Origin of the sequence: Oscillatoria sp. FACHB-1407, assembly GCF_014697545.1 — a bacterium.
Taxonomy (GTDB): Bacteria; Cyanobacteriota; Cyanobacteriia; order Elainellales; family Elainellaceae; genus FACHB-1407.
The window spans coordinates 283,443-306,770 of sequence record NZ_JACJSA010000006.1; the positions used below are offsets into that span (position 1 = coordinate 283,443).

19 protein-coding genes are annotated in these 23,328 nt (G+C 47.1%); 2 read left to right on the plus strand and 17 right to left on the minus strand.

Annotated features, from left to right (window positions below):
• Positions 1-482 precede the first annotated feature (482 nt).
• Positions 483-2,978 (plus strand): phosphoenolpyruvate synthase, encoded by a 2,496-nt coding sequence (ppsA, locus tag H6G89_RS12605; RefSeq protein WP_441339445.1) that lies wholly within the window; start codon positions 483-485, stop codon positions 2,976-2,978.
• An 11-nt stretch (positions 2,979-2,989) separates the two neighbouring features.
• Here the strand turns inward: ppsA and H6G89_RS12610 are convergent, their stop codons facing one another.
• The 3 genes from H6G89_RS12610 to ubiG form a co-directional block, all read right to left on the minus strand.
• The gene (locus H6G89_RS12610; protein WP_190506637.1) at positions 2,990-3,319 is read right to left on the minus strand and encodes a YnfA family protein; all 330 of its coding nucleotides are present in this window, start codon (positions 3,317-3,319) and stop codon (positions 2,990-2,992) included.
• 524 nt (positions 3,320-3,843) lie between these two features.
• Positions 3,844-4,647, minus strand: a complete 804-nt coding sequence (gene crtW / locus H6G89_RS12615; protein ID WP_309229822.1) for a beta-carotene ketolase CrtW — start codon at positions 4,645-4,647, stop codon at positions 3,844-3,846.
• 143 nt (positions 4,648-4,790) lie between these two features.
• Positions 4,791-5,591 carry a bifunctional 2-polyprenyl-6-hydroxyphenol methylase/3-demethylubiquinol 3-O-methyltransferase UbiG gene (ubiG, locus tag H6G89_RS12620; RefSeq protein ID WP_190506639.1) on the minus strand — a complete coding sequence of 267 codons (801 nt, stop codon included), beginning with the start codon at positions 5,589-5,591 and terminating at the stop codon, positions 4,791-4,793.
• 504 nt (positions 5,592-6,095) lie between these two features.
• On the opposite strand from ubiG, the gene H6G89_RS12625 reads away from it, so the two are divergent.
• A complete protein-coding gene (locus H6G89_RS12625) occupies positions 6,096-7,127 on the plus strand; it encodes an aldo/keto reductase (protein ID WP_190506641.1) in 1,032 nt (343 codons plus the stop codon).
• Positions 7,128-7,775: 648 nt separating this feature from the next.
• On the opposite strand, the gene H6G89_RS34970 is transcribed toward H6G89_RS12625, so the two are convergent.
• The 14 genes from H6G89_RS34970 to H6G89_RS12690 all read right to left on the minus strand — a co-directional run bounded on the left by H6G89_RS34970 (position 7,776) and on the right by H6G89_RS12690 (position 23,178).
• Positions 7,776-8,405 carry a DUF6335 family protein gene (locus H6G89_RS34970; protein ID WP_242059921.1) on the minus strand — a complete coding sequence of 210 codons (630 nt, stop codon included), beginning with the start codon at positions 8,403-8,405 and terminating at the stop codon, positions 7,776-7,778.
• A 203-nt stretch (positions 8,406-8,608) separates the two neighbouring features.
• Positions 8,609-9,274: a cupin domain-containing protein gene (locus H6G89_RS12635; protein WP_190506643.1), complete on the minus strand. Its 666-nt coding sequence runs from the start codon at positions 9,272-9,274 to the stop codon at positions 8,609-8,611.
• A complete protein-coding gene (locus H6G89_RS12640; RefSeq protein ID WP_190506645.1) occupies positions 9,258-9,842 on the minus strand; it encodes a TetR/AcrR family transcriptional regulator in 585 nt (194 codons plus the stop codon). The genes H6G89_RS12635 and H6G89_RS12640 overlap by 17 nt, the downstream gene beginning before the upstream one ends.
• A 15-nt stretch (positions 9,843-9,857) precedes the next feature.
• Entirely contained in the window at positions 9,858-10,070 is a 213-nt protein-coding gene (locus H6G89_RS12645; protein WP_190506647.1) for a hypothetical protein, read from the minus strand.
• 81 nt (positions 10,071-10,151) lie between these two features.
• Complete coding sequence (locus tag H6G89_RS12650) at positions 10,152-10,370, minus strand: hypothetical protein (RefSeq protein WP_190506649.1); 219 nt, start codon at positions 10,368-10,370, stop codon at positions 10,152-10,154.
• Positions 10,371-10,425: 55 nt separating this feature from the next.
• Positions 10,426-10,854 (minus strand): nuclear transport factor 2 family protein, encoded by a 429-nt coding sequence (locus H6G89_RS12655; RefSeq protein WP_190506652.1) that lies wholly within the window; start codon positions 10,852-10,854, stop codon positions 10,426-10,428.
• A 1-nt stretch (position 10,855) separates the two neighbouring features.
• The gene (locus tag H6G89_RS12660; RefSeq protein ID WP_190506654.1) at positions 10,856-11,032 is read right to left on the minus strand and encodes a hypothetical protein; all 177 of its coding nucleotides are present in this window, start codon (positions 11,030-11,032) and stop codon (positions 10,856-10,858) included.
• 540 nt (positions 11,033-11,572) lie between these two features.
• Positions 11,573-12,406, minus strand: a complete 834-nt coding sequence (locus H6G89_RS12665; RefSeq protein WP_190506655.1) for a class I SAM-dependent methyltransferase — start codon at positions 12,404-12,406, stop codon at positions 11,573-11,575.
• A gap of 165 nt (positions 12,407-12,571) precedes the next feature.
• Entirely contained in the window at positions 12,572-13,222 is a 651-nt protein-coding gene (locus H6G89_RS12670) for an SDR family NAD(P)-dependent oxidoreductase (protein WP_190506657.1), read from the minus strand.
• 363 nt (positions 13,223-13,585) lie between these two features.
• Positions 13,586-14,008, minus strand: coding sequence for a VOC family protein (locus H6G89_RS12675; protein ID WP_190506659.1), 423 nt, complete (start codon positions 14,006-14,008; stop codon positions 13,586-13,588).
• A gap of 361 nt (positions 14,009-14,369) precedes the next feature.
• Entirely contained in the window at positions 14,370-14,501 is a 132-nt protein-coding gene (locus H6G89_RS35690; protein ID WP_255519405.1) for a hypothetical protein, read from the minus strand.
• 67 nt (positions 14,502-14,568) lie between these two features.
• On the minus strand, positions 14,569-16,281 hold the full coding sequence (locus H6G89_RS36115) for an Ig-like domain-containing protein (RefSeq protein ID WP_190506661.1): 1,713 nt from the start codon (positions 16,279-16,281) through the stop codon (positions 14,569-14,571).
• Positions 16,282-16,304: 23 nt separating this feature from the next.
• On the minus strand, positions 16,305-18,956 hold the full coding sequence (locus H6G89_RS12685) for a hybrid sensor histidine kinase/response regulator (protein ID WP_190506663.1): 2,652 nt from the start codon (positions 18,954-18,956) through the stop codon (positions 16,305-16,307).
• 7 nt (positions 18,957-18,963) lie between these two features.
• On the minus strand, positions 18,964-23,178 hold the full coding sequence (locus H6G89_RS12690) for an amino acid adenylation domain-containing protein (RefSeq protein WP_190506665.1): 4,215 nt from the start codon (positions 23,176-23,178) through the stop codon (positions 18,964-18,966).
• Positions 23,179-23,328 lie beyond the last annotated feature (150 nt).

Consider the following 23,328-nt stretch of genomic DNA (forward strand, 5'->3'; position numbering starts at 1 on the left):
CTTACAGGGTTGAAGATGAATTTATTCCGCAATTTAAAGTGATTTCTGATGTGAATTTGGGTTTGCTAGAGCTGAGAACGACTGTATTAGGCAGGATGTAAAGCTATTTAACAAGCTTACAACAAACAACGTAGAGAGATGACTGTAGTCTAGGTTTACCATAGATTTCAAGGTTTTAAACTGAATGTGAGATCAGGTGATCCCGATTTAAGAGAAATCTCTTCATATAACACAACAAAACTTCAAGCCGCTCAACACCTGTCTCAGGGATCGGCACGTTAGAATTTTTAATTAGTAGGAGCTTTAAAGTACTTCTAATCTCCTCACCATTGCCCTCTACATTCACGTCAAGCAATTCCAAAAAAGATTGAAATTACTAAGCCAGATTTCAATCAAGCATTGGGTTTAGTAGTTGCATTTCTTAACCTTAAAAATCCCACGAAAGTATCATGATTACCACTAAAAAGCCAGATATTTTTCCTTTGAATCAAGATCGAAAGGAGAAAGAATTTGTCCTTTGGTTTGAACAAGTTGGAATTACTGATGTTCCCCTGGTTGGTGGAAAAAACGCCTCTCTGGGAGAAATGATCCAGCAACTTACTCCTAAGGGAGTTCGGGTTCCCACGGGGTTTGCCACGACGGCTTATGCCTTTCGCTACTTCATGGAAAAAGCAGGGCTGAAAAATCGTCTGCATCGACTTTTGGCGGATTTAGATGTAGAAAATATTCAGAATTTGCAGGAACGGGGCAGACAAGCTCGCAACATGATTCTCAATGCACCGTTTCCCCCGGAGCTAGAGCAGGCAATTATTCAAGCGTATGTGCAGTTGTCAGAGCAGTATGGGGTCGCGGTTGAAACCTGCGAACTGTTAGATGGGGAGGAGTTAGAAGCCTGTCTCAATCGCTATGGCGGAGTTGATGTCGCGGTGCGATCGAGCGCAACTGCCGAAGACTTGCCCGATGCCAGCTTTGCTGGGCAACAAGACACCTACCTCAATATCAACGGCATCAATGGCGTTTTAGAGGCGTGTCGTCGCTGTTTCGCGTCTCTCTTTACCGATCGCGCCATTTCCTATCGCACGATTAAGAACTTTGACCATTTTGAAGTTGCCCTATCGGTCGGTGTCCAAAAAATGGTGCGGTCTGATCTAGCATCGGCTGGTGTCATGTTTTCCATCGATACCGAGAGTGGGTTCAAGAATGCGGCATTGATTACGGCTGCCTACGGGTTAGGGGAAAACGTTGTACAAGGGGTCGTGAATCCCGATGAATATATCGTGTTCAAACCAACGCTCCAGCAAGGATTTCGTCCTATTTTGGAGAAGCGATTGGGCAGTAAGGAAATCAAAATGGTGTACGACGTGAGCGGCGGACGGTCTACCACCAACATTCCCGTTGCAAAGGCAGATCAGGGCAAGTATGCTCTCAGCGATGACGAAATTCTGCAATTGGCGGAGTGGGCATGCATTATTGAAAATCACTACTCCGATGTGCAGGGCACCTACAGCCCGATGGATATTGAATGGGCAAAGGATGGCACGACAGGTGATTTGTTTGTTGTCCAGGCACGCCCTGAAACCGTGCATTCTCAAAAGACAAGCAACGTCTTGCGGACCTATCGGTTGAGCCATGCCTCCAGCGCATCCCTCGCGCCGATTCTCACGGGTCGCGCTGTTGGGGAGATGATCGGTCAGGGCAAAGTTCGCATCATCACTGATATCCGCAGATTGGATGAGTTTCAACAAGGAGAAGTGTTGGTGACGACCCGCACCGACCCTGATTGGGAACCGATTATGAAACGCGCTAGTGCCGTGATCACCAATCAGGGGGGACGTACCTGCCATGCTGCCATTATTGCTAGAGAACTGGGTATTCCGGCGATCGTTGGTTGTGACCATGCCACTGAGATGCTCAAAGACGATCAGGAAGTCACTGTTTCTTGTGCAGAAGGTGAAGAGGGGCGCGTTTACAGTGGATTGTTGCCCTTTGAGATTCAAGAACTCCAACTCGATGCCCTGCCTCGTACTCGCACTAAAGTATTGATGAATGTGGGTAATCCTGACGAAGCGTTTCGACTGGCAGCAATTCCCAATGATGGGGTAGGGTTAGCTCGCACCGAGTTCATCATTGCCAACCACATCAAAGTTCACCCGTTGGCACTCCTGCATTTTAAGGACCTCAAAGATAAAGCTGCGAAGTGGGAAATTAGCCAGTTGGCTAGCCAGTATGAGGAACTCCCAGAATACTTTGTCGATAAACTGGCATCGGGAATCGGCATGTTGGCAGCCGCATTTTATCCTAACCCAGTGGTGGTGCGGATGTCAGATTTGAAAAGCAATGAGTACGCCAATCTAATTGGTGGACGGGAGTTTGAGCCAGAGGAAGAAAACCCCATGATGGGCTGGCGAGGGGCGGCGCGATACTATGACCCGAAATATCAGGCGGCATTTGGGCTGGAGTGCCGAGCCTTTAAGCGTGTCCGTGAAGAGATGGGGTTGATGAATGTGATTCCAATGATTCCGTTTTGTAGGACTCCGGCGGAAGGGCGTAAAGTGTTGGAAGAGATGGCAAAACACGGACTGGTTCGCGGAGAAAATGGGCTGCAAGTCTATGTGATGTGTGAATTGCCCAGTAATGTTGAGCTTGCCGATCGCTTTAGTGAAGTGTTTGATGGCTTTTCCATTGGCTCTAACGATCTGACGCAGTTAACATTAGGCTTGGATCGCGATTCTGCCTTAGTGTCTCATTTGTTTGACGAACGCGATGAAGCCGTGAAACGCAAACTGGCACGGGTAATCGCCACCGCAAAACAGTTCAATCGTAAGATTGGCATCTGTGGTCAAGCTCCCAGTGACTATCCGGAGTTTGCGGAATTTTTGGTGGAACAGGGGATTGACTCAATCAGCCTAAACCCAGACTCGGTCTTGAAAACGCTATTGGCGATCGCTCAAACAGAAGCAGCTCTGGAACGCCCCTAAGCCAGTATCAGTCACGATCGTGGTGCGTACATCATCACAATAACACCGGCTAAAATAATCGCTGCCCCTAACCAGTCCAATCGGTCGGGGGCAGTTTGGTCTATCTGCCATCCCCACAGTAGTGACAAGATGATAAAAATACCACCATAGGCTGCGTAAACACGTCCAAAATTAGCTGGTTGCAGTGTGGCAACAAAGCCATAAACCGTCAGCAGTATCGCTCCGATCGCAATTAACGTGATACTTTTGCCTTCACGCACCCACAGCCAAATTAAGTATCCTCCACCAATCTCACACAACCCAGCTAGAACAAAAATCAACAGAGATTGGATCAGATTCATCGTTTGGGTTTTCCTATTTGGGCGGGGTATAGCAACTGTGAGATTGGAGGCGTGAGGTTCCTCAATTTGCACCCCGTTCTAACTGACCTAAGTTCAGTCTAGAGGTTTTGGCAGTTAAAACCGCAGATCTCCCTTTAAGGCTACTGCGTATACACAAGTCCTCTCAAACCCCTAAGTCCCCCAGCTGTGGGAGACTTGGAGCCTTTGTCAAAGGTCTTGACTCGACCAGAAGCACCCGTACTTGGAACCGATGCGAAGCGCGCCTTTGGGTGAACTGAAACACCTTCTGCTAGGGGGTTTGGGGGAGGCAGTGGCGTCCCCCAATGGGGGTTTGGGGGAAACTCCCCCAATGCCTAGTACAGCAAAAAATAAGTTTTGAAAGGGGTGAAGGGGTGGAACCCCTTCTTGGGGGCGAAGCCCCTAAACCCCCTACATTGCAGAACTTTGTGTTTGCAACACTAGTTTTCAAACACTTGAAACAATCCTGCACCTAACTTGGAAGGAAGTCTTAAACCGAACTGACGTTATTTAGAACTCTCAAATCTTAAGTGATAGATCTCTGGTAATCTCCACCACGGCAAATGAGGATATTCATGGTGTTCATGGTGATAGCCAAAATGATAACAGGTAATAAATGACCAGAAAGTTGAGAAAGAGGTGCTTTTAGCGCGATGTTTTGTGGTGTAACCCTCTTCAGGTTCCCGGTGGGTTAGAAAAGTGCCAAAGTAGAACAATTGCACTGAGCTAAGGATAGAAGGAATCACCCAAAACAGAGCAAGATTTAAGTCTGCAATATGCAGAAAATGATGAATGGCGTGAAACAGCACCACAAGCCCTAACATTCTGCTCCAACTCCAATAGCCCTTCATGAAGTGGAAGTACCAATTAAAGAAGTTAGCGTGTTGACCATCGTGAAAGTCTGGATCTAACTGAGTACTGGGATGCTTGTGATGGAGCCAATGTTTCTTAGATAACTCTCGATAGGAAAACAGCCCATACACCAATACAGCAAACGATCCGATCGCATTATTGATTTTCGGATTCAGCGGAAACACTGCCCCGTGCATGGCATCATGAGCGGTGATAAATAGCCCACTATACAAAAACGTTTGCCAGAGTAGAGCCATTCCAACTAGCCAAAAAGAGTATTTAGAGAGATCTGCTGAGAGAAGTAAAACTAGACTAATCATCCACAGGCTGAGAACAATTGTGGCGATCGCAATTCCCTGAAACGATTGAATGTTTGCTTCTATGAATGAGGTGAATGGCTCTTTCTTAAAAGAAGAAAGCCCTAAATCTTTTGTTTCTACTGCTGTAAACCAAATCACAATCTAAATCCCACTGGCTCTAACTTAAGCAAAATGAACTCCAAAGTGTAGTCCACTCAACTTCTTAACATTTCTTTATCTTAACTACTTGTTAGAGCAATTTTGTCTGCCTTACGTTCAATCTCCTTCGTCATCCTCAGGCTCTAACCCCGACTATTTCTTTGATAAACTTGTGTATTAATAGACACCATCCTCTCTTTCTTCACGGATTTACCGATATAGCAGATGGAGGTGTCGTCGTTAATTTGAATTGGAAATAGGTTGCCTTTTTCACGCTTATCAAACCCTTGAAATAGGATTGTTCGCAACGTCTCTAAGTTAGCTCCATCGGTTACATCAAATCCTTTAATTTCAATCTCCTGAAATTGGTTTGTTGTTAGGATTTGAATTAACTCATCAGGTCGAATAAACTTTTGCCAATCATGCAAGCCTTGAGGTAATTGTTTCAGGATCTTTTCTAGAAGCCAGATCATCACAATTCGAGACTTCAACGTTCGATTGACTGTATCAAAGAAAAATATTCCACCGGGTTGTAAAACTCGATGAATTTCACGGATGACTTGCTTAAAATCTGAAACATGCTCTAAGACATCAAAGCAAAGTACACAGTCAAAACGATTTGTTTCATATGGTAATGCTTCTGCTTTTCCCTGCCGATAATCAATCCGTAAATGTTCCTGATCGGCATGAGATCGGGCGGCTTCAATTGAGTTTTTAGAGAGATCAATACCTGAGACATTAGCCCCTAACTTTGCTAACCATTCACAGGCTAAACCACCCCCACACCCTACATCTAAGATACTCAATCCACGCCAATTAGAGATGTAGTTTGAGATGAATTCAAATCGAGTTCGATTGAAATGATCGGATAAATGTAAGACCTGTCCTTCCTCCCACCAGGTATTGGCATGACGGTCATAGTATGCCAAATCGTTTTTGACCACGGCTACCCTTCAGCGTTGCTATTTGTGTTTTGCTTCTCCACATTCTAGGAACGCGATCGCCATCTTACATTCTCCCTTGGAGATATGAACCAGTGGTTTTTGAAAGCGTTTGCCTGAAGAATAACGCCCCTAAAAATCACCTTGCTTATCAATCGAATAGGACAACTATATTTAGCCTGAACCGGGGGATTTAAACAATAGATTTATTATAGATTTATTTAAGTTCGAAAGTTGTAAATGAGCTACTATAAAGGCTTTTTTCTATCCATTTAGATAAATAGTTGATAACTAATTTAGACTGGCAGAATACGTTTAAAATTTACATCTGTTCTGCTGATGGAAAACTATACTATCAATTGAATTATTTTCTATACTAGATATAGTCTTGATCCTATTTGGTTATCTCAGACCTTCCATCCCTGGCAATAATCACCTGCAAAAGAATTGCGGGCTGCGGGGTCAAGTCCGTTGCAACGGACTGTAATCCTTGATAGAAATGAAACCATGACAGGACAGCGAACAACTCGACGGAAGTTTTTGATCACCAGCATGATGACCGCAGGTGGAATTCTTGGGAGTTCAGCCTGCCAACAATCCACGACGACCCCTACTGCCAATAATTCACTCAACGCATCTCCATCGTCAGAACCGCCGATCCCCTCACCTGCCAGTTCTACCCCATTAGTCGAAATTCCTCAGCGACCGTTAGGACGCACGAATTTTGACCTTCCTATTTTTGGGTTGGGTGGTGCTGGGCGGACTCCTCTATCTCGTGCTGGGGAAGAGGCAGAGGCGATCGCCCTGATTGAACGTGCCCTGGAATTGGGAGTTCGTTACTTTGACACAGCAGCAAGCTATGGACCCAGTGAAGAACGACTGGGAAAAGTGTTACCACCCCATCGGTCTAAGCTATTTTTAGCAAGCAAAGCCAGTTCACGCGATCGCGATGGTGCATGGCGAGAGCTAGAACAATCACTACAACGTTTGCAGACTGACCATCTTGACCTCTGGCAGTTTCATGCCCTGACCTACGACTGGGATCTGAACACGGTGCTGGGGCAACAAGGAGCCATTAAAGCCGCAGAGGAAGCGCGAGAACAGGGTGTCATCCGATTTGTAGGCATCTCAGGACATCACAATCCAGCGATCATGGCAGAGGCCATCCGTCGCCACCCATTTGATACGGCTCTCATCCCTATTAATGCAGCTGATAAACACACGGCTGACCCTTTTATCATAGGTGTTTTGCCGATCGCCCAGCAACAAAATACAGGGATTATTGCGATGAAAGTGCCTGCCTATGGTCGCTTGATTGAGACGGGTGCAGTCGATGGAATGCGTCAGGCAATGGGATATGCTCTATCGCAAACGGGAGTACACTCCTGCATCATCGCCGCAGAAACCGTCGAACAGTTGGAGCAGAACGTGGCGATCGCTCAAGCGTTTCAGCCCTTAGCGACTGAGGAGTTAGCCCGCATTGAGCAACAAACAGCAGCTGATTGGGAAAACTTCAGCTTTTTCCGAAGCTGGACGTGAACGATGTAGTGATTTGATCTGCGGTGGGTGCATTTAGTGATTGGGGGACTGACCCGACGAATGAATTTGCGGCTATCCGATCGAAGTCCATCTACGCGGACTGAGGTTTTGAACTTGCGTAGGCAGGTTTTGTTCTGGTAGCGTTCGACTGAGCTCACGCCGAAGTCTGCGGTTTTAACCGCCACTCCCCTAACCGTCAGATGCACCCATCTGCGGTAGGTTTGGCATACCAAACTTCTATTCAGGAACGTGAAGCTGTTATAGCGATTTATAGCGATCGCCAAAACCATTAGAACCTTGAATTTAAGTCCTGCTGAGAAAGACGCGATTCATCGCATCTGTTCTGCTGAGTGCCTCGTCTTAATTGAGGTGACTACGGCTATAGCTAGCCTATTTGATTCATGAAGAAGTCTGAGATAGGGTCAATGGTCAATCGTTGCTGGTCATACACAATGACGAATACGGTGAGTTAGCGGACGATATAGTAGCCACATTCGATGGGGCGGAGGAGGGTCAGAAAGCTTTCCCAGCATGAAGATTTGAGCCATTACTTTTGCTTTAAGCTTTCTGACCAAAGCTATAAATTCAGCGCGGTTTAACCACAAAATCCACCCTACAGTCACTATGATTCGTTAAATGAATTGGATATTAATCACGACGGTCTTGATAATCTTCAGAAGATTTAGGATCTAATTCCCAACGGCGATCGTCCCGTTCCTCTAACACGTCGTTGGTTCTCAAGAAACTGCGATCGTCCATTTCCAGACCAACCGCTGCGGCTACTTCATCAACGATATCCTGGTCGGGAGTGCTCACCGTTCCACCGACGCCTTCTTCACCTACAGCATTAGCATCTTCGTAGTTGGCATCCACATCACCGCCTGTAATGACATAGTCAGGTGCATTCAGCATGTGCTCGCCGCGTCGCGAATAGGTGCCAGCGCGATCGCTCGGTTGTCCCTGTAACCCTGTTCCATAAGACTCTGTGTACTCTTGTGGCAGGTTGCTGATCGCTTCTTGATCGTCTGCGTCGTCTGCAACACCGTCATCATCGACATCTAAGTTATCGTCTGTATCATCCGTTGCTACGGTGTCAATCACAGCCTGATTGAGATCCACTTCCCTTAAACCGACTTCATCTTCTAAACTCTCTAAAACTTCTAAGTCAGGTTCTACGGGGTTCACTGGACCATACTCTGCTTCAAACTCGCGCTCAACTTCTCGTCTAATCGCTTCAGAGTCTGCTCCGTAGTTAGGGGTGTTGGATTGGTCAACCATAACTGTTCGTCCTGTTTCGTCCTGTCAGTTGTCGTTATGCTATCTGCACGATAACTGACCCTCAGCTTACTCAGGCTCTTCACGAAGATAGACAAGCGTTCCGCTAAATGGAGGAATTTCAGCGGCACGGTAGACAGGCGATCGCCCCCCATTTCGACAACCCCAACCCACTTCTTTTGTAATTTTTGATTCTCACCTATCATTCACGCCAGAGGCTCACTTAGATGTCCAGTTTTAACGTAGATCAGACATCCCTCACGGCTAAACGGCGTATGCATACTACCAGACGGGTTGCGAATCCAGGTGCCCTTGGGATAGCGGCCTAACTCATCCTCAAAGACTCCCTTCAGCACAAAAATTTCTTCTCCACCCCAGTGGCGGTGTGGTTGAAAGTGTGTTCCCGGTGCCCACTTTACCAGTGCTACCTGTTCGCTGCCAAAACTGTGCAGCGGCATCACCTGCAACCCCTCTACTAATCCCGGAAGCCAGGGCGATCGCGCTGTATCCACGGCAACCCGTTGCTGATCATCGGGGTGCATCTGCCACAACTTCACCAAAATCGTGCAACCGTCCTGGCTAGAGGGGGTGTGGGTAGACCCAACTGGATTGCGGATGTAGGTTCCGGTGGGATAGTCGCCGTGCTCATCAGAAAACACCCCTTCCAGCACCAGAAACTCTTCGCCACCGCCGTGAGTGTGGGGTGAGAAGTGACTACCAGGGGCATACCGCACGATCGAGGTGGCACGAGCAACTTCTGCTCCATCCCGCTCTAACATGCGTCGTTGCACGCCGGGCATGGGTGAGTCAATCCAGGGGATGTCTTCACTAAAGGCGATCGCCCGTTCGTTCAAATCAGCATGGAGTTCCATGGATCATCATGGCGGCTAACAGTGGATTCATAATGCGATCGAAGGTGGCTTCGCTGTCGTCCGAGGTACGCGCCATAAGCTGAACCCCTTGCAATGTAGCCATGAGAAACGCGGCTTCTTGCTCAGGGGACGTGCGAAGCTTCAGATAACCTGTTTCACAGCCTCGCTTAAGTACCTTAGTCAGCCAGGCTTCCATCGCCACAAAAAAATGCCCTAACTCTCGTTGTACAGGCTCCGGTAAGATAGCGATTTCTGCTGAAAGAATGCCACACAAGCACATTTGCTCCTGGTCTAAGCCATGCCGATAAAGACGGCAAAACTGCACCAGTTGCTCTCGTAGGTCAGAGGTTGTTTGTTCAAAGCGGTTGAGGGTTTGCAGAGCAGTATCTCGGTACCGATTCACCAATGCCTTTGTCAACTCTTCTTTAGAATAAAAGTGATAGTGGATGCTGGCCTTCCGAATTCCCACCTGTTCTGAAATGTCAGCATAGCTGAAAGCACTATACCCCCGCTTTCGCACCAGATCTTCAGCCACATCAAGAATCTGTTGAGCCGTATCAGCTTTCATAGGTCAATTACTTACTCAAACACACGCTACACAAGGTGTTTGCAGAAGTCGCTCGGCACGATTGACCTGCTGTTTTGTTTGAGCAATTTGGTTCAATAGTCTAGCTCGCGATTGTTGAAGCATTTCCAGTTGTTCTTCGATCTCCTCTAGCTCAACTAGAAGAATGGGCAGAACTGAATCCTTGTTCAATGTTGGAGATGATTGATGTCGAATGAGTTGGGGACTCATGATATTGCCTCTTAATCAGTGACCAATGCAATAGCTTGATTATCTACCTACTAGTTGGTAGGTGTCAAGATGTAGCCGTAGCTACATTTGATAGAGCTGAGGCGAGTCAGAAAGCTTTTCCAGCATCGGGGTTTGAGCCATTGCCTTTGCCTTAAGCTTTCTGACCAAAGCTATGGTCAGAATGGAGTTGATCCACAAGTAAACTGAACCCGGTTTGCCATTCGCTTTAATGAGATAATCCAGTCGGATCTCCGTGCTACCCTTTAATGCAAAGTCTGCTTTGTGGATGGATGTAGACATCCACAAGGTGGCTATCTACTGTTATAGCTGTAGCCACCATTGTTAGGGCAATTCACTAACTTTTGCGTTCCCAACGAAATTTGCGATCGCTTTCCTGAATCGGCACATCGTTGATGCTGGCAAACCGTCTCATCATCAACCCATTTTCAGCAAACTCCCAATTTTCGTTGCCGTAGGAGCGATACCAAAACCCCGAATCGTCGTGCCATTCATACTCAAAACGCACCGCAATGCGATTTTCCATAAAGCACCAGAGTTCTTTCTTGAGACGATAGTCGAGTTCTTTTGCCCATTTGCGCTTGAGAAATTCCACGATCGCCGCTCGCCCGTGAATAAACTCAGCCCGGTTGCGCCATTCCGAATCTTCGGTATATGCCAGGGCGACTCGTTCCGGATCGCGAGTATTCCAGGCATCTTCTGCCGCTTGCACTTTCGCTTTTGCAGTTTCCAAGGTAAATGGGGGAAGGGGTGGTTTTGTTTGCATTTTAGGGGTTCCTTTGTTGCTCTAATTGAGTAATGCGATCGCGCAGGGGAGCCATCATCGCTTCTACTTCTGTTTCTGAATAGCGGATGGGGATGGGTTGTGGGCAATTTTCACTAATTGCCTCGACGTGAAAGAGAATTACGCGCTTCATGGTGGCAGGATAATCGGGGACTCGCAATCGCTCGACCCATGCTGAATTGCCTTCAATAGTGTACCGTTCGTTCGGTATATGCTTAATGTACCGAACGTTTGGTAATGTGTCAACTTAATTAAGTTGAGTTCGGAATAATACCAATTTGAGTTGTGAGTGCGTCACATTAGATCCCCCTGCCTCCGGCATTCCCCTTGTCAAGGGGGACTGAGCAGGGTGTTTTCATACAAGTGAAGAATTTTTGCTTCGCCCCCCTTAGCCCCCAATTTGGGAGGGAAATTGGTCTAAAGTCCTCCAGAGTTGGGGGATTTAGGGGGCAGATTAAGGGGATTAAACTTCAATTCATACCAATTTGAATTGGCTTCGCTGCACATGATTCCGTAAGGGCGTTTCGCGAAACGCCCCTACCCAGGGATCTGCCACAATAAATCGGTATCACTTTAAATCGGTATCACTTTTCTTCGGGTATATGAAACCACCCTGCTTATTAAGGGGAACTGAGGGGGATCGGTTCGGGGCAATGATCTGTCGCAGAAACTGTTTCAATTAATATCAGAATCTTGGCGATTACCCTTTTACGGGTCGGGCAACGTGAAAAGCCGATACGTAGGACAGATCAACCTTATCCCCGTTCTGTTCTAGTACCTGTCGCAATCCCTCAAAGATCTTCTGTCTCTGCTGGGGATCAAGTTTGAGATAGGGCGAATAGGTACTTAACAACAACAAGTATTGGTCTATGGAATAAGTAACCTCTACCTCTATCTGTCCGGTGATGACATCGCGGAAATAACCTGAGGCGATCGCCATTTGCCCTAACTCATTTAGAATTGCGGCTTGTGTAGCACTATCTTCGTAGACTCGTGGTAACGAAGGGGCATGAGTTTGGTAAACCTCGGCTAACGGCTGGTAGATCTCGTAACGGGGTTGCAATTCCTTATTCCATAACAAAATTAGATGCCCATCGGGACGCAACGCAGTAGCCGCTTTGGGGTAACCAATCTCTGGTGAAACCCAATGAAATGAACTTGCAGCCAATAGCGCATCAAACCCGTGAGGAATGAGTTGCCATTCCTCAAAGGAGCAATTTTGAAATTCCACTTGTGGATAGCTCTGACAAGTTTGTTGAGCCAGATGATAGAAATCGGGATTGGGTTCGATGCAGACCATTGAGCAACCCAGAGCCGCAAACGCAGGAGTGGCGATCGCAGGTCCACATCCAACTTCTAGCAGAATCGATGCCGAGGAGAGTTGGGCAATGTCTACAACCTGATCGATCAATTCCGTGGGATAGCGGGGTCTGACTTGCTGATAGGCTTCAGCAGCAGGAGAATACCAGTGTCGCCGTTGTTCCAGGTCTTTGCCATAACACTCATCCTGGAGGATCTGCTTCAAGTCTTTCATATTCGATTGGGGCGTGGCATATCGCCCTTCCCTAAAACTTGCTCAACCAACAAACGAGTAACTTCTAAGGTTTGATGTTCGGTTTCAGTTGCCATGGTTCTCTCTCAAGGTTGAGTTGCTGTGATTCGTAAACAGTGCAACTCGTTAAGGGTGTTCACAAGACGATTAGTAAACAATTTCAACATCGGATGATGGATTCGCGTAAAACGCCCAATAATTTTCAGCAATGCTGGTGGGGTTGTATTTGGGATCATCAGGGTTGACCGTGCCACAAACGGTCACGGTTCCTACGCGAATGCCTTGTGGTTGCAACGCCTCAGCCAACATCTTGGTTAAACTACGAATACCTGCTTTACCGATGGAGAGCGACGCAAAATCGGCACTGGGATACATCGAGAATCCACCGCCTGTAAACAGAATCGTCCCGTTACCCTGGGCTTTCATGGCGGGTAAAACAGCTTGTGCGGCAACTAATCCACCAACCACATTGGCTTTAAAGTCGCTCATTAAGCCTTCGACTGTTTCATCCAGGACGTTTTTCATCGTGGGGATGGCAATGTTGTAAACCAGTACCTCTACAGTGCCTAACTGATCTTGAATGGCAGTGATTGCTGCTGTGAGCGACGCATCATCTCCACCATCGGCGATAAAACTGTAAGCGTCGTATCCCTCAGCCTTTAACCTGTCCTTAAAGCCCTGAAGCTTTGCCTCGTTGCGGGCAACCATAGCGATCGCAAACCCTTCCCTGGCAAATCGTCGCGCTACCGCCAACGCAATGCCTTCTCCCATGCCTACGATCGCGATTACTTTAGTCATCTCTATGCCCCACAAAAATATCTCTGTTGACCTGGCTACATGAAACCTTAGAAACCATTGTCTGAATTGTAGAGTTAAATTTATTCCTGGAATGATTTGGAACCGTTACGATACTGATTTGATGGCATATATTTTGATGACGCAATCATCCTTATAAGGGCTTGACATTACCAAACCCTTAGAGCTGATTCATAAACAAAGTTTTCGATCCCCCTAAATCCCCCTTAAAAAGGGGGACTTCAGCCTCTTGCCTGGGTTCCCCCCTTTTCAAGGGGGGGTGGGGGGATCAAGCGATATCAAATGTTCTAGACCTTAAGATTTACTTTATAAACTAGCTCTTACAAGTCTCGACAAAACCATTTCCTAATGGTCAATATACAGTTCGTGAACGAGTTTCATATCCCAATAGGATGCCTCAATCTTGTGACCATCCAAATCGCGGACAAAGCACCCGTAATAGGGTTCGCCATAATCGGGTCTACCACCCGGTGCGCCATCTGCGATCGCACCTGCCGCTAATGCTGCTTCATAAAAAGCGTGAACTGACTCTTTGGTTGGAGCGATAAACCCAATGTGAGTACCATTTCCAACCGTTGCGGTTTGATTATCGTAGGGAAGCTGCACCCAGAACTCCGGGTATTGTTTGCCATAGGCAACTGCACCGGGATGTTCCATAATGCGTTTACAACCGATCGTTGGTAACACTTTGTCGTAAAAAGCGACGGCTCGTTCAAAATTGTTTGTGCCAATCGAAACGTGCGAGAGAATGCTAGGGCTATCTTCCATGGCATCAATTCTCCATTAGATTCTGGTCTGAATCGGGTGTTGAGGGGTGAATTGTTGCGTGAATAATCCACACAGCAATTGACGTAATACCAATTCTTCTTGAAAACGCACAGAATGAGAGGGAGTCCCACCCCCACACCCCGTCCTAACCAACCCCTCGGTTGCTACATGAGGCTATTGATTGAGTAATACACACTCAATCCTGTGTCTGAGTTGTAGCTATCACCATCCATAGCAGGTACCGCTATAAATGCAACGTCATAATAGCAGTATAAATGTACTGTGACAACCATCAAAACAGTTGAATTAGATAAGAAGGAGAATGGATAGCTTTGCTCAGAAAGTCGGGTACATCTGACGGTTAGGAAGTGGCAGTTAAAACCGCAGACTTCGGTGTGAGCTCAGTCGAACGCAACCAGAACAAAATCTGTCTACGCGGGTTCAAAATCTCAGTCTGCGTCGGTGGATGTCGCTTCAATAGCCGCAAATTCATTCGCCGGGTTCAATCCCCCAATCACTAGATGCTTGCCTCTGCCCCAGCAAATGTGGCTACCGCTATATTAAGCAAAATCAGCCGCATTGATTTGGGCGATCGCCACACCCTGTAACAGGGCTAGCGATTCCTGGCGGGTGCCAATCAGCACATGTCGTCCCTGTCGCCTCAAGGTCAAGTCTTGAAACCGCAATCGTCCCGTTAACCGCAGTCGATCTTGTCCATTCTTAAAATCCTGAATGATATCCAATCCGCTTTTTGCCTGCAACACAAAGATATCGCGTCCTAAACCACCAAGCAGGCGATCGCGACCTCCCTCCCCAATCAGCGTATCGTTTCCCCGTCCTCCCTTCAAAACATCACTACCATCTCGACCCATCAAAGTGTCGTTGCCGTCTAGCCCCAAAAGAGTATCATTGGTATTCGTTCCCAACAGGCGATCGCGGGTTGGGGTGCCTTGAGTTGGTGCGGGGGGAGGTGGAGTGGGAGTGCCGCCTGGATCTGGGTTGCTGGCAGCAGTGATGGTTAACGCGAAGATATCTTGTGCCACCGCATTGTTAGCATCGGTTGCCGTGACCCGAATTGCCAGCGTGCCTGCATCGATATTCGTGGGAGTGCCACTAAAACTGCGAGTCAAAGCATCAAATTGGAGCCAGGTTGGCAGCGGGCTACCGTTCTCAAGGGTTGCAGTCCAGCTTAAAACATCACCCTGATCTACATCCGTAAAGGTGATTGCAGGCAGTGTCAGAGCAAGTGGTACGCCTGCCGTAATTGTGCGATCGCCAATTGGGTTAGCGAGGACTGGCGCATCGTTTACGCCTTGGACAGTTACATTAACCGTAGCTGTATCCGTTGCGCCACTGGTATCCCTCACCGTATAGCTAAACGTATCAATCACACTCTGTCCAACGGCAAGTGATTGAAATGTTGCAGCAGGTATGTAGGTCAGAGAACTATCCGTCTGACTCACAGAGCCTTGCAGCCCAATGGTATTGAGCACAGTAATCGTTAAACTGTCGCCATTGGGGTCGCTGTCGTTCGACAAAACCAGCAGTGGAATGGCAGTTTCCTCGTTCGTAACGGCTTCATCATCAGTGGCGATCGGGGCACTATTAGTGGGAATCTCGGGCAGATCGTTGGCTTCCAATTGAAATGAAACTCGTGACCCTGCTCCTGCGGTTTGTGGATTGATGCCAGACCAGCTAAAGCGAACGGTACCCGTAGCATCTAAAGTGGTGAGTTGTTCGCTAATTGCCAGATAAAGGTTATTGCCAACGACACCACTGCTATTGCCGACAGCAGTCACTTCTGCCCCAAAACTGCTGTCGATGACCTGACCATTGAGGCTGTGTAGGGACAGGTTAACAGTTGTACCGGAGCTAACTCGATTGGGGTCACGAGTGTCTACTTTCGTGGAAAGCTGTAGTCCATCCATTAATGTATTGACTACATCGTATTCCAGGATCTCTGAAGGGCTAGCGTCAAGTGCTCCACTAAACAATGCAAATCGCGCAATGTTACCATCCCAGGTCAACCGCCAGTGATACGTCTGACCACTGACCCAGACCCACTCCGCATTGTCAGGGTTAGTGCCAACAGAGCCATTCTGTGACAAAAACAATTCCCGGTTGTTGTTAGAGCCAATAATTCCCTCTAGTTTCCAGAGTTCAATTGCGCTGTTGAAGTTGTCCAGTTTGGTCAGTTGCACGATCGCCACCTTACGCTGTATGCGCCTCTGCTGTTGTGACACAGGTGAGGGAGCGATCGCCAGTTTTTTCACAAAGCTTGACTAAAGCTTTATACTTACACAACCCTTTCATGAGAAATAACAGGCTCAATCAGTTGTACGATTGCTTCATCGTCAAAACTTTCAACTAACACCATCACGTACTGATAAAAAATTGGATAGCTACTCTTAAATTGGTTTACTTCTTCAATAATTTGTCTCACGAATCCACATCGGGCTGCTTCATACAAGCTCAGCAGTTGTTGTGAGGGTGGAAACACAATAGTGTCTTTGCTAACATCTATGGGCTGATTGATGAGTGAGTCATTTGAAATCGTATCTTCGTAGATCCACTCCAACTTCAATAGATGTTGTAATTGGCTTAACAACTCCACTGCCTGGACAGGCTTTGGTAAAAACAGATCTCCCCCAACTTCAAGACTGTGGGAGCGATCGCTATCAGACACACTGGCAGAAGAGACAATAATCGGAAGCGTGTGAAATTGGTCTGACTGTCTCAAATGTTGAATCATCTGATAGCCATCCATTACAGGCATTGCCAGATCCGCAATGATCAAGTCTGGTAGCAGGCTATCCAGCTTGTCTAGGGCATCTTGCCCATTCAACGCCTCACTCACTTGAAAATGCAAAGGGGCAAGGAGACTGGTAACTACAGCACGATTTTCCCAATGGTCATCAACAACGAGAATATGTCGCTGTTGCCCTTTGTAGCCTTTAATCTTTTGCTCCTGGAATGGGGTGTGATTGGTATTGACCCACTGCTGCTCACAGGGACAACTGATGGAAAATTGAAACGTACTACCAATGCCGATCTGGCTCGATACCTCAATCTCACTTCCCATCAAATGCACGATAGTTTGGCTAATGGTTAAGCCCAATCCAGTGCCCTCACTGTTTGTTCTGGCATAATCCGTTTGCTCAAACGGCATAAAGATTTTTTCTAGATCTTCTGGAGCAATTCCTACCCCCGTATCGCTGACGATAAAGCGGAGGTGAGCAACGGATGGCTCAGTGTCGGGCGTGAACTGGACATGAAAACTAACCCTTCCAACACTGGTAAATTTAACGGCATTACCAATTAAATTAATTAACACCTGACGCAATCGTTTTTCATCGCAGGTGATAGAAATTGGGAGATTAGCAGACGATGAAAAGCGGAACTCCAGATCTTTCTGGTCTGCTCCAATCCGGCACATCTTAACAACCGATTGCAAAAACTCAGGAAAATGGAAGACGATTGGTTCCAGTTCTAGACGATTTGCCTCAATTTTGGAGATATCTAAGATGTCATTAATCAATGTCAATAAGTGAAACCCGCAGTTATAAATGACATCTACGCCCTGTTTCTCAGGAGGCGTTAACGTTGGAGAGCTTTGCAGAATTTGAGCATACCCCAGTACCCCATTCAGAGGGGTTCTCAACTCGTGGCTCATATTCGCCAAAAACTGGCTTTTAGCGCGGTTAGCGGTGTCTGCCTTATCCTTCGCAATTCGCAGCTCATGGGTTCTCTCCTCAACCCGTTGTTCTAGCTCCACAACAGAGGCTTGGAGTTGGGATGTCATGCTGTGAAAAGCATGGCTCAGGATATCTAACTCATCCCCTTTAGCGTCAGTGATTTCAGTCTGGTCGAGGGGAGATTGGGTACGACGCAGTGTGTCATCGGCTGTTACTGTTTTACAGGTTTCCAGAAGAGGATTTAGCCTTCGATTGAGTTGGCGAACGAATAGAGCCGTAACGATCGCTAAAATAGAACCTGCTCCCATGACACCACCAAAGGTGATGCGTAGAGCAGGATAGAGCACGACAGATTTTGGAACCGACGCCAACATAATCCAGTTTGTGCCGTCGATGTGCTCAAATGCCCAATAGGCGCTATCGGTTTGAACAATACCCGTCTTGCGATCGCCAATTTGTTGCCAGACCTCCGTAAAATCGTTAGCGTACGCGAGTTCAGAATAGGTTGCAAGCTCACTTGCCTTGGTGGGGTCAGGCGGATAAGCGAGTAAATTTCCCTGATCGGTCAAAATCATGAAGTAACCCCCTCCCCACTCTGGAGGAGCTTCCACCTCATGAGTTAAATCGCGGATGGTGATGTCTAAGCCTACGACTCCCAGCAGTTCTCCTTCTTGGGACAAGACCGGAGCCGTAACCGTCGTCATAGGAATGTTAAACCAGTCGTAAGGCTCTAACCAGATTGCCCCTCCAGCTTCAACGGGTGCAGTGTAATACACATTGCTAAAACAGGTGGGTTCAAGCTCACAAATGTCAGTCAAACGAATGTTTTGTAACGGTGCTGGTAGGGGAACACCAACCTCATTGGGGATTCCCTGTTCATAAAAGGCGTAAGGCCAAAATGTGCGGCGATCGCTAAAGATGCGGTAAGGAGCCTGACCAAACCCTGCTCCCACAGTTAACGATGATCGCTTCTGCAACATCTCGATAATGGCTTGTTTGTAAACCTCCGGGTCTTTAACTCCAATACTTTCTAGAATCGTCATTGTAGCTACCAGGCTAACCATGGATTGTTCAGCCCTGCCTAACTTTCCCTCAATGTCTTTAACCTGAGTGCTCAAATTGTTTTCAATTTCTTGGATTGCCTGACGTTCTAACGCCCGATAGAAAAAGAACGCCGTACCCCCCAGCCCAACTAACGCTCCCACGAGGACATAGAAAAATAACCGCGCTCCAATGGACTTTTTGTAGATCATGCAATACTCACTTAGAAAACGTTGTTAGTCGCAGTTCAGGTAACAGTTGACATTCCGCAAAGTAATTTAGATAGGTTTGCACTAACTCAACAGGACTGACTATGGTTGTTGGGATTGGTAAGTGAGACACAGCAGCGTTAGACACTTGCAAGAAGATTTCAAGATAACTGTGAGCATTGTAGAAATGATCGGTGATGAGTGGGCGAATCGCTGTGAGCAGATGAGAGTTATCAAGACATTCGTTGTGGACTCGCTCTTGCCACTGTTGATAGGGCAGAAGTTCCACCGGGAAACCAAGTTGATTGAGTGTTTGAATGAGCGATCGCCACGGTAACGAGCGCGGATAAACAATATGACTTAATGACGTATCAAGATGACTTGTGATGTGTTGACAAGCGTAGTCAATTGGAATCAAGTTAACCGACCCATCAAACAGGGGAGCTGCCTTGAGTTGAATTATACCCAAAATTAATCGTGCCATCAGATCGTGGGTTTGCCCGGCTCCGGTGACACTGTGTCCCGTTAACATACCTGCCCGATGGATCGTTGTGGGAATTCCCCGTTCTGAAGCCGCGATCATCAACGATTCGCCAACCCACTTAGTTTGGGCATAACCACCGCACACCTGATCAAATGTTGGCAGCGGGGAGGACTCATCCACAGTGCGATGATGCTTGAGGAGAAACTGTTCCGCGTCACACAGGGAATGCAGAATATCAATAGTTGATATAAAGTGAACTGGAATTGAATTCAGTGCCGCTAATCGCAGCACCTCTTGAGTTCCAACCACATTAGTTAGTCGCAGTTGCTCGTAAGACCGCATGAGGTTCACATCAGCCCCAGCGTGAAAAATGGTATGGATGCAACCAGCCAACCCCTTTAGACTAGGTAGCCCAAAGTGAGGGCGGGTTAAATCTCCAGGAACCACGACCACCCGCTGATCCAACCCACTTGGTTTAAGCTTAAAACGGCTCAGGCTCTGCTTAAGACGATTGAGCCCCTCAGTAGGGCTAGACCCTCGCACCAAACAGAAAATTGTCTCAGAGGTGTTCTGCAATAACTGATCCAACAAAAAAGTTCCTAAAAACCCAGTTGCCCCCGTTAATAGAATGCCCGTTTGTGGCTTGAGTGCGAAACTAAGTCGTTGGGGAATGATGCTTGCATCTAACTGAGCATCCAGATTTACATGGATGATGGGTGAAGGAGATGGAACCGTTGAATGTTGACAGGAAATGAGATTCACCATCTCTTCAACCGTTGGACTCTTAAGGAAATCAAAGAGACTGATACTAATTGAAAACTGAAGTTCGATTTGAGATAACAGTTGCACTGCCAAGAGGGAATGTCCTCCCAGGTCAAAGAAGGAGTCTTCAACTCCAACTTTGCAACCGAGCAGATCAGACCAGATCTGGCAAATCTGCATTTCAAGAGAGGTTTGAGGAGAGACATAGAGTGAATCAAGGGTGCGATCGCGCCCAATATCAGGCAGAGCTTTTCGGTCAATTTTGCCATTCAATGTCAGTGGCAACTGGGGCAGACAACAGATACGTTGAGGCACCATGTAATCGGGTAACGTCTGCCGCAGCAATGTCCGTATGTCTTTAATGAGTTGATGATGCTTTAACTCCGAATGGGGTTCATGCACAATCGGTTGAGTTGAGATATGAGTCGGAAAATGGATGGCTGAATGACGCGAATTTCTTTGAACAAATCGAACCTCGTAATATCCAAGCGTGTTAGTGGGATGAAACGAGACATCATACGACATCCGTTGTGCGAGAGACTCAAACACAGATGGATCAATGCCCAGGATCACTGGTGCTTGAGTGGTTTGTGTAGCAGAAATTTCATTCGTGAGAGAACGGGTTTGCAGTATCTCTCGCACTTGAGCAACTGAACCGGAAGCCTGACTCAACTGGTGAATAGCGGTTAGTTGGGGCTGAATACGGGGATTTGGGATGTTCGTAATCCGCCCTAATTGAAGTTGCTGAGACGACAGCAATTCCGCTAACTCAGGGATTGAGATTCGATGTTTTTGCCAATCGAGCACAAAGTCTAACTCTGTGTTGCTCAACACAGGTTTAGTATCGGCATAGAGAAAGACATCAAATCGATATTGAGTCAGCTCGTTATGATGCTTGCTACGCTTCAGTTGTACATCAACACTAACTCCGGGCAGTTGCTGAGCCAGGTGATAAAAATAGGCGGGGTTCAACAGCAGCTCATGTTCTTGTTGCATCTGCTGGTGAATGATTTGACGCAGTGTTGCCACCGAGCTGCGCGAAGTGATGTCCTTTTCTGAGGACTCATTTAAAGCTTGATACAGTACATGATCTGTGTGAAATGCCTCTAACAATGACGCATCTCGCACATCACCAATAAATAGACATCCACCGGGTGCTAACAGGGCGATCGCACGCTGAATCACCTCTAAAAGATAGACCTGAGAGGGAAAATATTGAATGACGGAGTTGATAACGATGACATCAAATTGAGACGAAAGCGTATCTATTTCATGGGCAGCCAGACAATGTAAGGAAACCTTTCGTTCTAGGGTTGGGTGGGTTTCGAGTTGGGATTGAATATGGCGAATCGCCTCTGAGGAAACGTCAACCCCCGTGTAGTGCTCACAGGAAGGAGCCAGTTCAAATAACAGCAACCCTGTACCACAACCGATTTCTAGAATGCGCTGGGGGTTTACTGATGCAATCTGAGCAACGGTATGGTAAACCCAATCCATCATCTCGTCAGCCGTAAACGGCGTGCCTGTTACCCGATTAATCCAACCAACTGTATTGAATGCGGTCGTAGAACTCTGGCTATAGGTAGCATCCCAGACATCTTTCCAACTCTCAACGTGATTTCCAGGAGAGTTAGCCTCAGGCACAACATAGGCTAATAACTGACAGTCATCAGCGGTAGATTGAGCGACAACAACACAATTTTCAACCGCAGGATGTTGATTGATCGTGGCTTCGATTTCGCCTAACTCAACTCGAAAGCCTCGAATCTTGACCTGGTGGTCACTTCTACCAAGATATTTCAAATTTCCATCGGGGAGCCAACACCCTAAATCGCCTGTTTTATAAAGCCTGCCAAATTTAGCATGGTGAATGAATCGCTCAGCCGTAAGTTGGGGCTGATGCAAATACCCACGCGCCAGTTTAGGGCTGCAAATAAAAATTTCGCCAATCTCACCCTCCGCAATGGGATTGAGATCGGCGTCAAGGAGCAAAATATTAGTTTGTGGTAGAGGCTTTCCAATTGATGGAGGGTCGATTGCTCCCTGAATAACCTGTCCCACAGTGGAATAGGTTGTATCTTCAGAAGGTCCATACAGGTTATAAACCTTCTGAATGTGACCCAACTCGTATAACTGTTGTGCTGTCTTGTTGGGTAACGGTTCACCTGCCAGGTTGACCACCTTAACCGAGGCAGGAATGCTCTGAGTGTGGAGGAGGGCGGCGGCTGCCGAGGGGACTGTGTTAATGAGTGAAATTTTATGTTGAGTCTGGTGAGGAAGTTGGCTTAACGTTAAAGCGTTTTCGGTTAAGACAATGGTTCCTCCGGCTGCTAAAGTGCCAAAGATTTCAAATACAGAGAGATCAAAACAAATAGAGGTACTCGCCAGTACGCCAGCTAACTCTTCTGGTGTGAAAAAATCCAACACCCACTGTATAAATGCCACTGTATTGCGATGTTCGATCGCCACTCCCTTTGGCTTTCCAGTAGAGCCAGAGGTATAGATAACATACGCCAGATGATCTGGTTCAAGCTGATTGACAATCGGGTGGGTTGGCAGTGCTGCAATGCGCTCTCGTTCAGCCACGATATCTAAAGCTGAAGTTAAGGAAGCCAGTTGATCACAGACTCCTGCTTTTGTCAGTAACAGCGCAGGTTTGGCATCCTGCACGATGGTTAACAACCGCTCTAAAGGATAGGTGGGATCAAGGGGCACATAAGCGGCTCCCGCTTTTAAGATAGCCAACAACCCAACAATCATGTCGGGCGATCGCTCCAGGCAAATACCCACTAATGCATTCGGTTGAAGATTAAAGGTATTTAAGTATCGAGCCAATTGATTAGAGCGGTTGTCCAGTTCTGCATAGGTTATGAACTGCCCATTAAAATCAATGGCGATCGCCTCAGGGGTTTGTTGAGCTTGAGCTTCAAAAAAGGTGTAAACAAAACTGGAGGTAGTTGGTTTTGTGAGAGGCTGCACAAACAGAATCCTTAACGAAAGTTATCAGCGACAACGCTATTAAACTTTTAACAACAGGAAAAGAAAAAAGTATTTCTACGGATTTCTTAGCGAATCTTCATTTGCTCAAACGTGTTTTTACGGAGCGACTATTTATGCTCTACTGAGTGA

Bases quoted from the DNA above. Each gene is read 5' to 3' on its own strand.
- H6G89_RS12610 (WP_190506637.1), bottom strand. From the start codon at position 3,319: ATGAATCTGATCCAATCTCTGTTGATTTTTGTTCTAGCTGGGTTGTGT.
- H6G89_RS12625 (WP_190506641.1), top strand. From the start codon at position 6,096: ATGACAGGACAGCGAACAACTCGACGGAAGTTTTTGATCACCAGCATG.
- H6G89_RS34970 (WP_242059921.1), bottom strand. From the start codon at position 8,405: ATGGTTGACCAATCCAACACCCCTAACTACGGAGCAGACTCTGAAGCG.
- H6G89_RS12635 (WP_190506643.1), bottom strand. From the start codon at position 9,274: ATGGAACTCCATGCTGATTTGAACGAACGGGCGATCGCCTTTAGTGAA.
- H6G89_RS12640 (WP_190506645.1), bottom strand. From the start codon at position 9,842: ATGAAAGCTGATACGGCTCAACAGATTCTTGATGTGGCTGAAGATCTG.
- H6G89_RS12645 (WP_190506647.1), bottom strand. From the start codon at position 10,070: ATGAGTCCCCAACTCATTCGACATCAATCATCTCCAACATTGAACAAG.
- H6G89_RS12650 (WP_190506649.1), bottom strand. From the start codon at position 10,370: ATGTCTACATCCATCCACAAAGCAGACTTTGCATTAAAGGGTAGCACG.
- H6G89_RS12655 (WP_190506652.1), bottom strand. From the start codon at position 10,854: ATGCAAACAAAACCACCCCTTCCCCCATTTACCTTGGAAACTGCAAAA.
- H6G89_RS12665 (WP_190506655.1), bottom strand. From the start codon at position 12,406: ATGAAAGACTTGAAGCAGATCCTCCAGGATGAGTGTTATGGCAAAGAC.
- H6G89_RS12670 (WP_190506657.1), bottom strand. From the start codon at position 13,222: ATGACTAAAGTAATCGCGATCGTAGGCATGGGAGAAGGCATTGCGTTG.
- H6G89_RS12675 (WP_190506659.1), bottom strand. From the start codon at position 14,008: ATGGAAGATAGCCCTAGCATTCTCTCGCACGTTTCGATTGGCACAAAC.
- H6G89_RS35690 (WP_255519405.1), bottom strand. From the start codon at position 14,501: ATGAATTTGCGGCTATTGAAGCGACATCCACCGACGCAGACTGAGATT.
- H6G89_RS12685 (WP_190506663.1), bottom strand. From the start codon at position 18,956: ATGATCTACAAAAAGTCCATTGGAGCGCGGTTATTTTTCTATGTCCTC.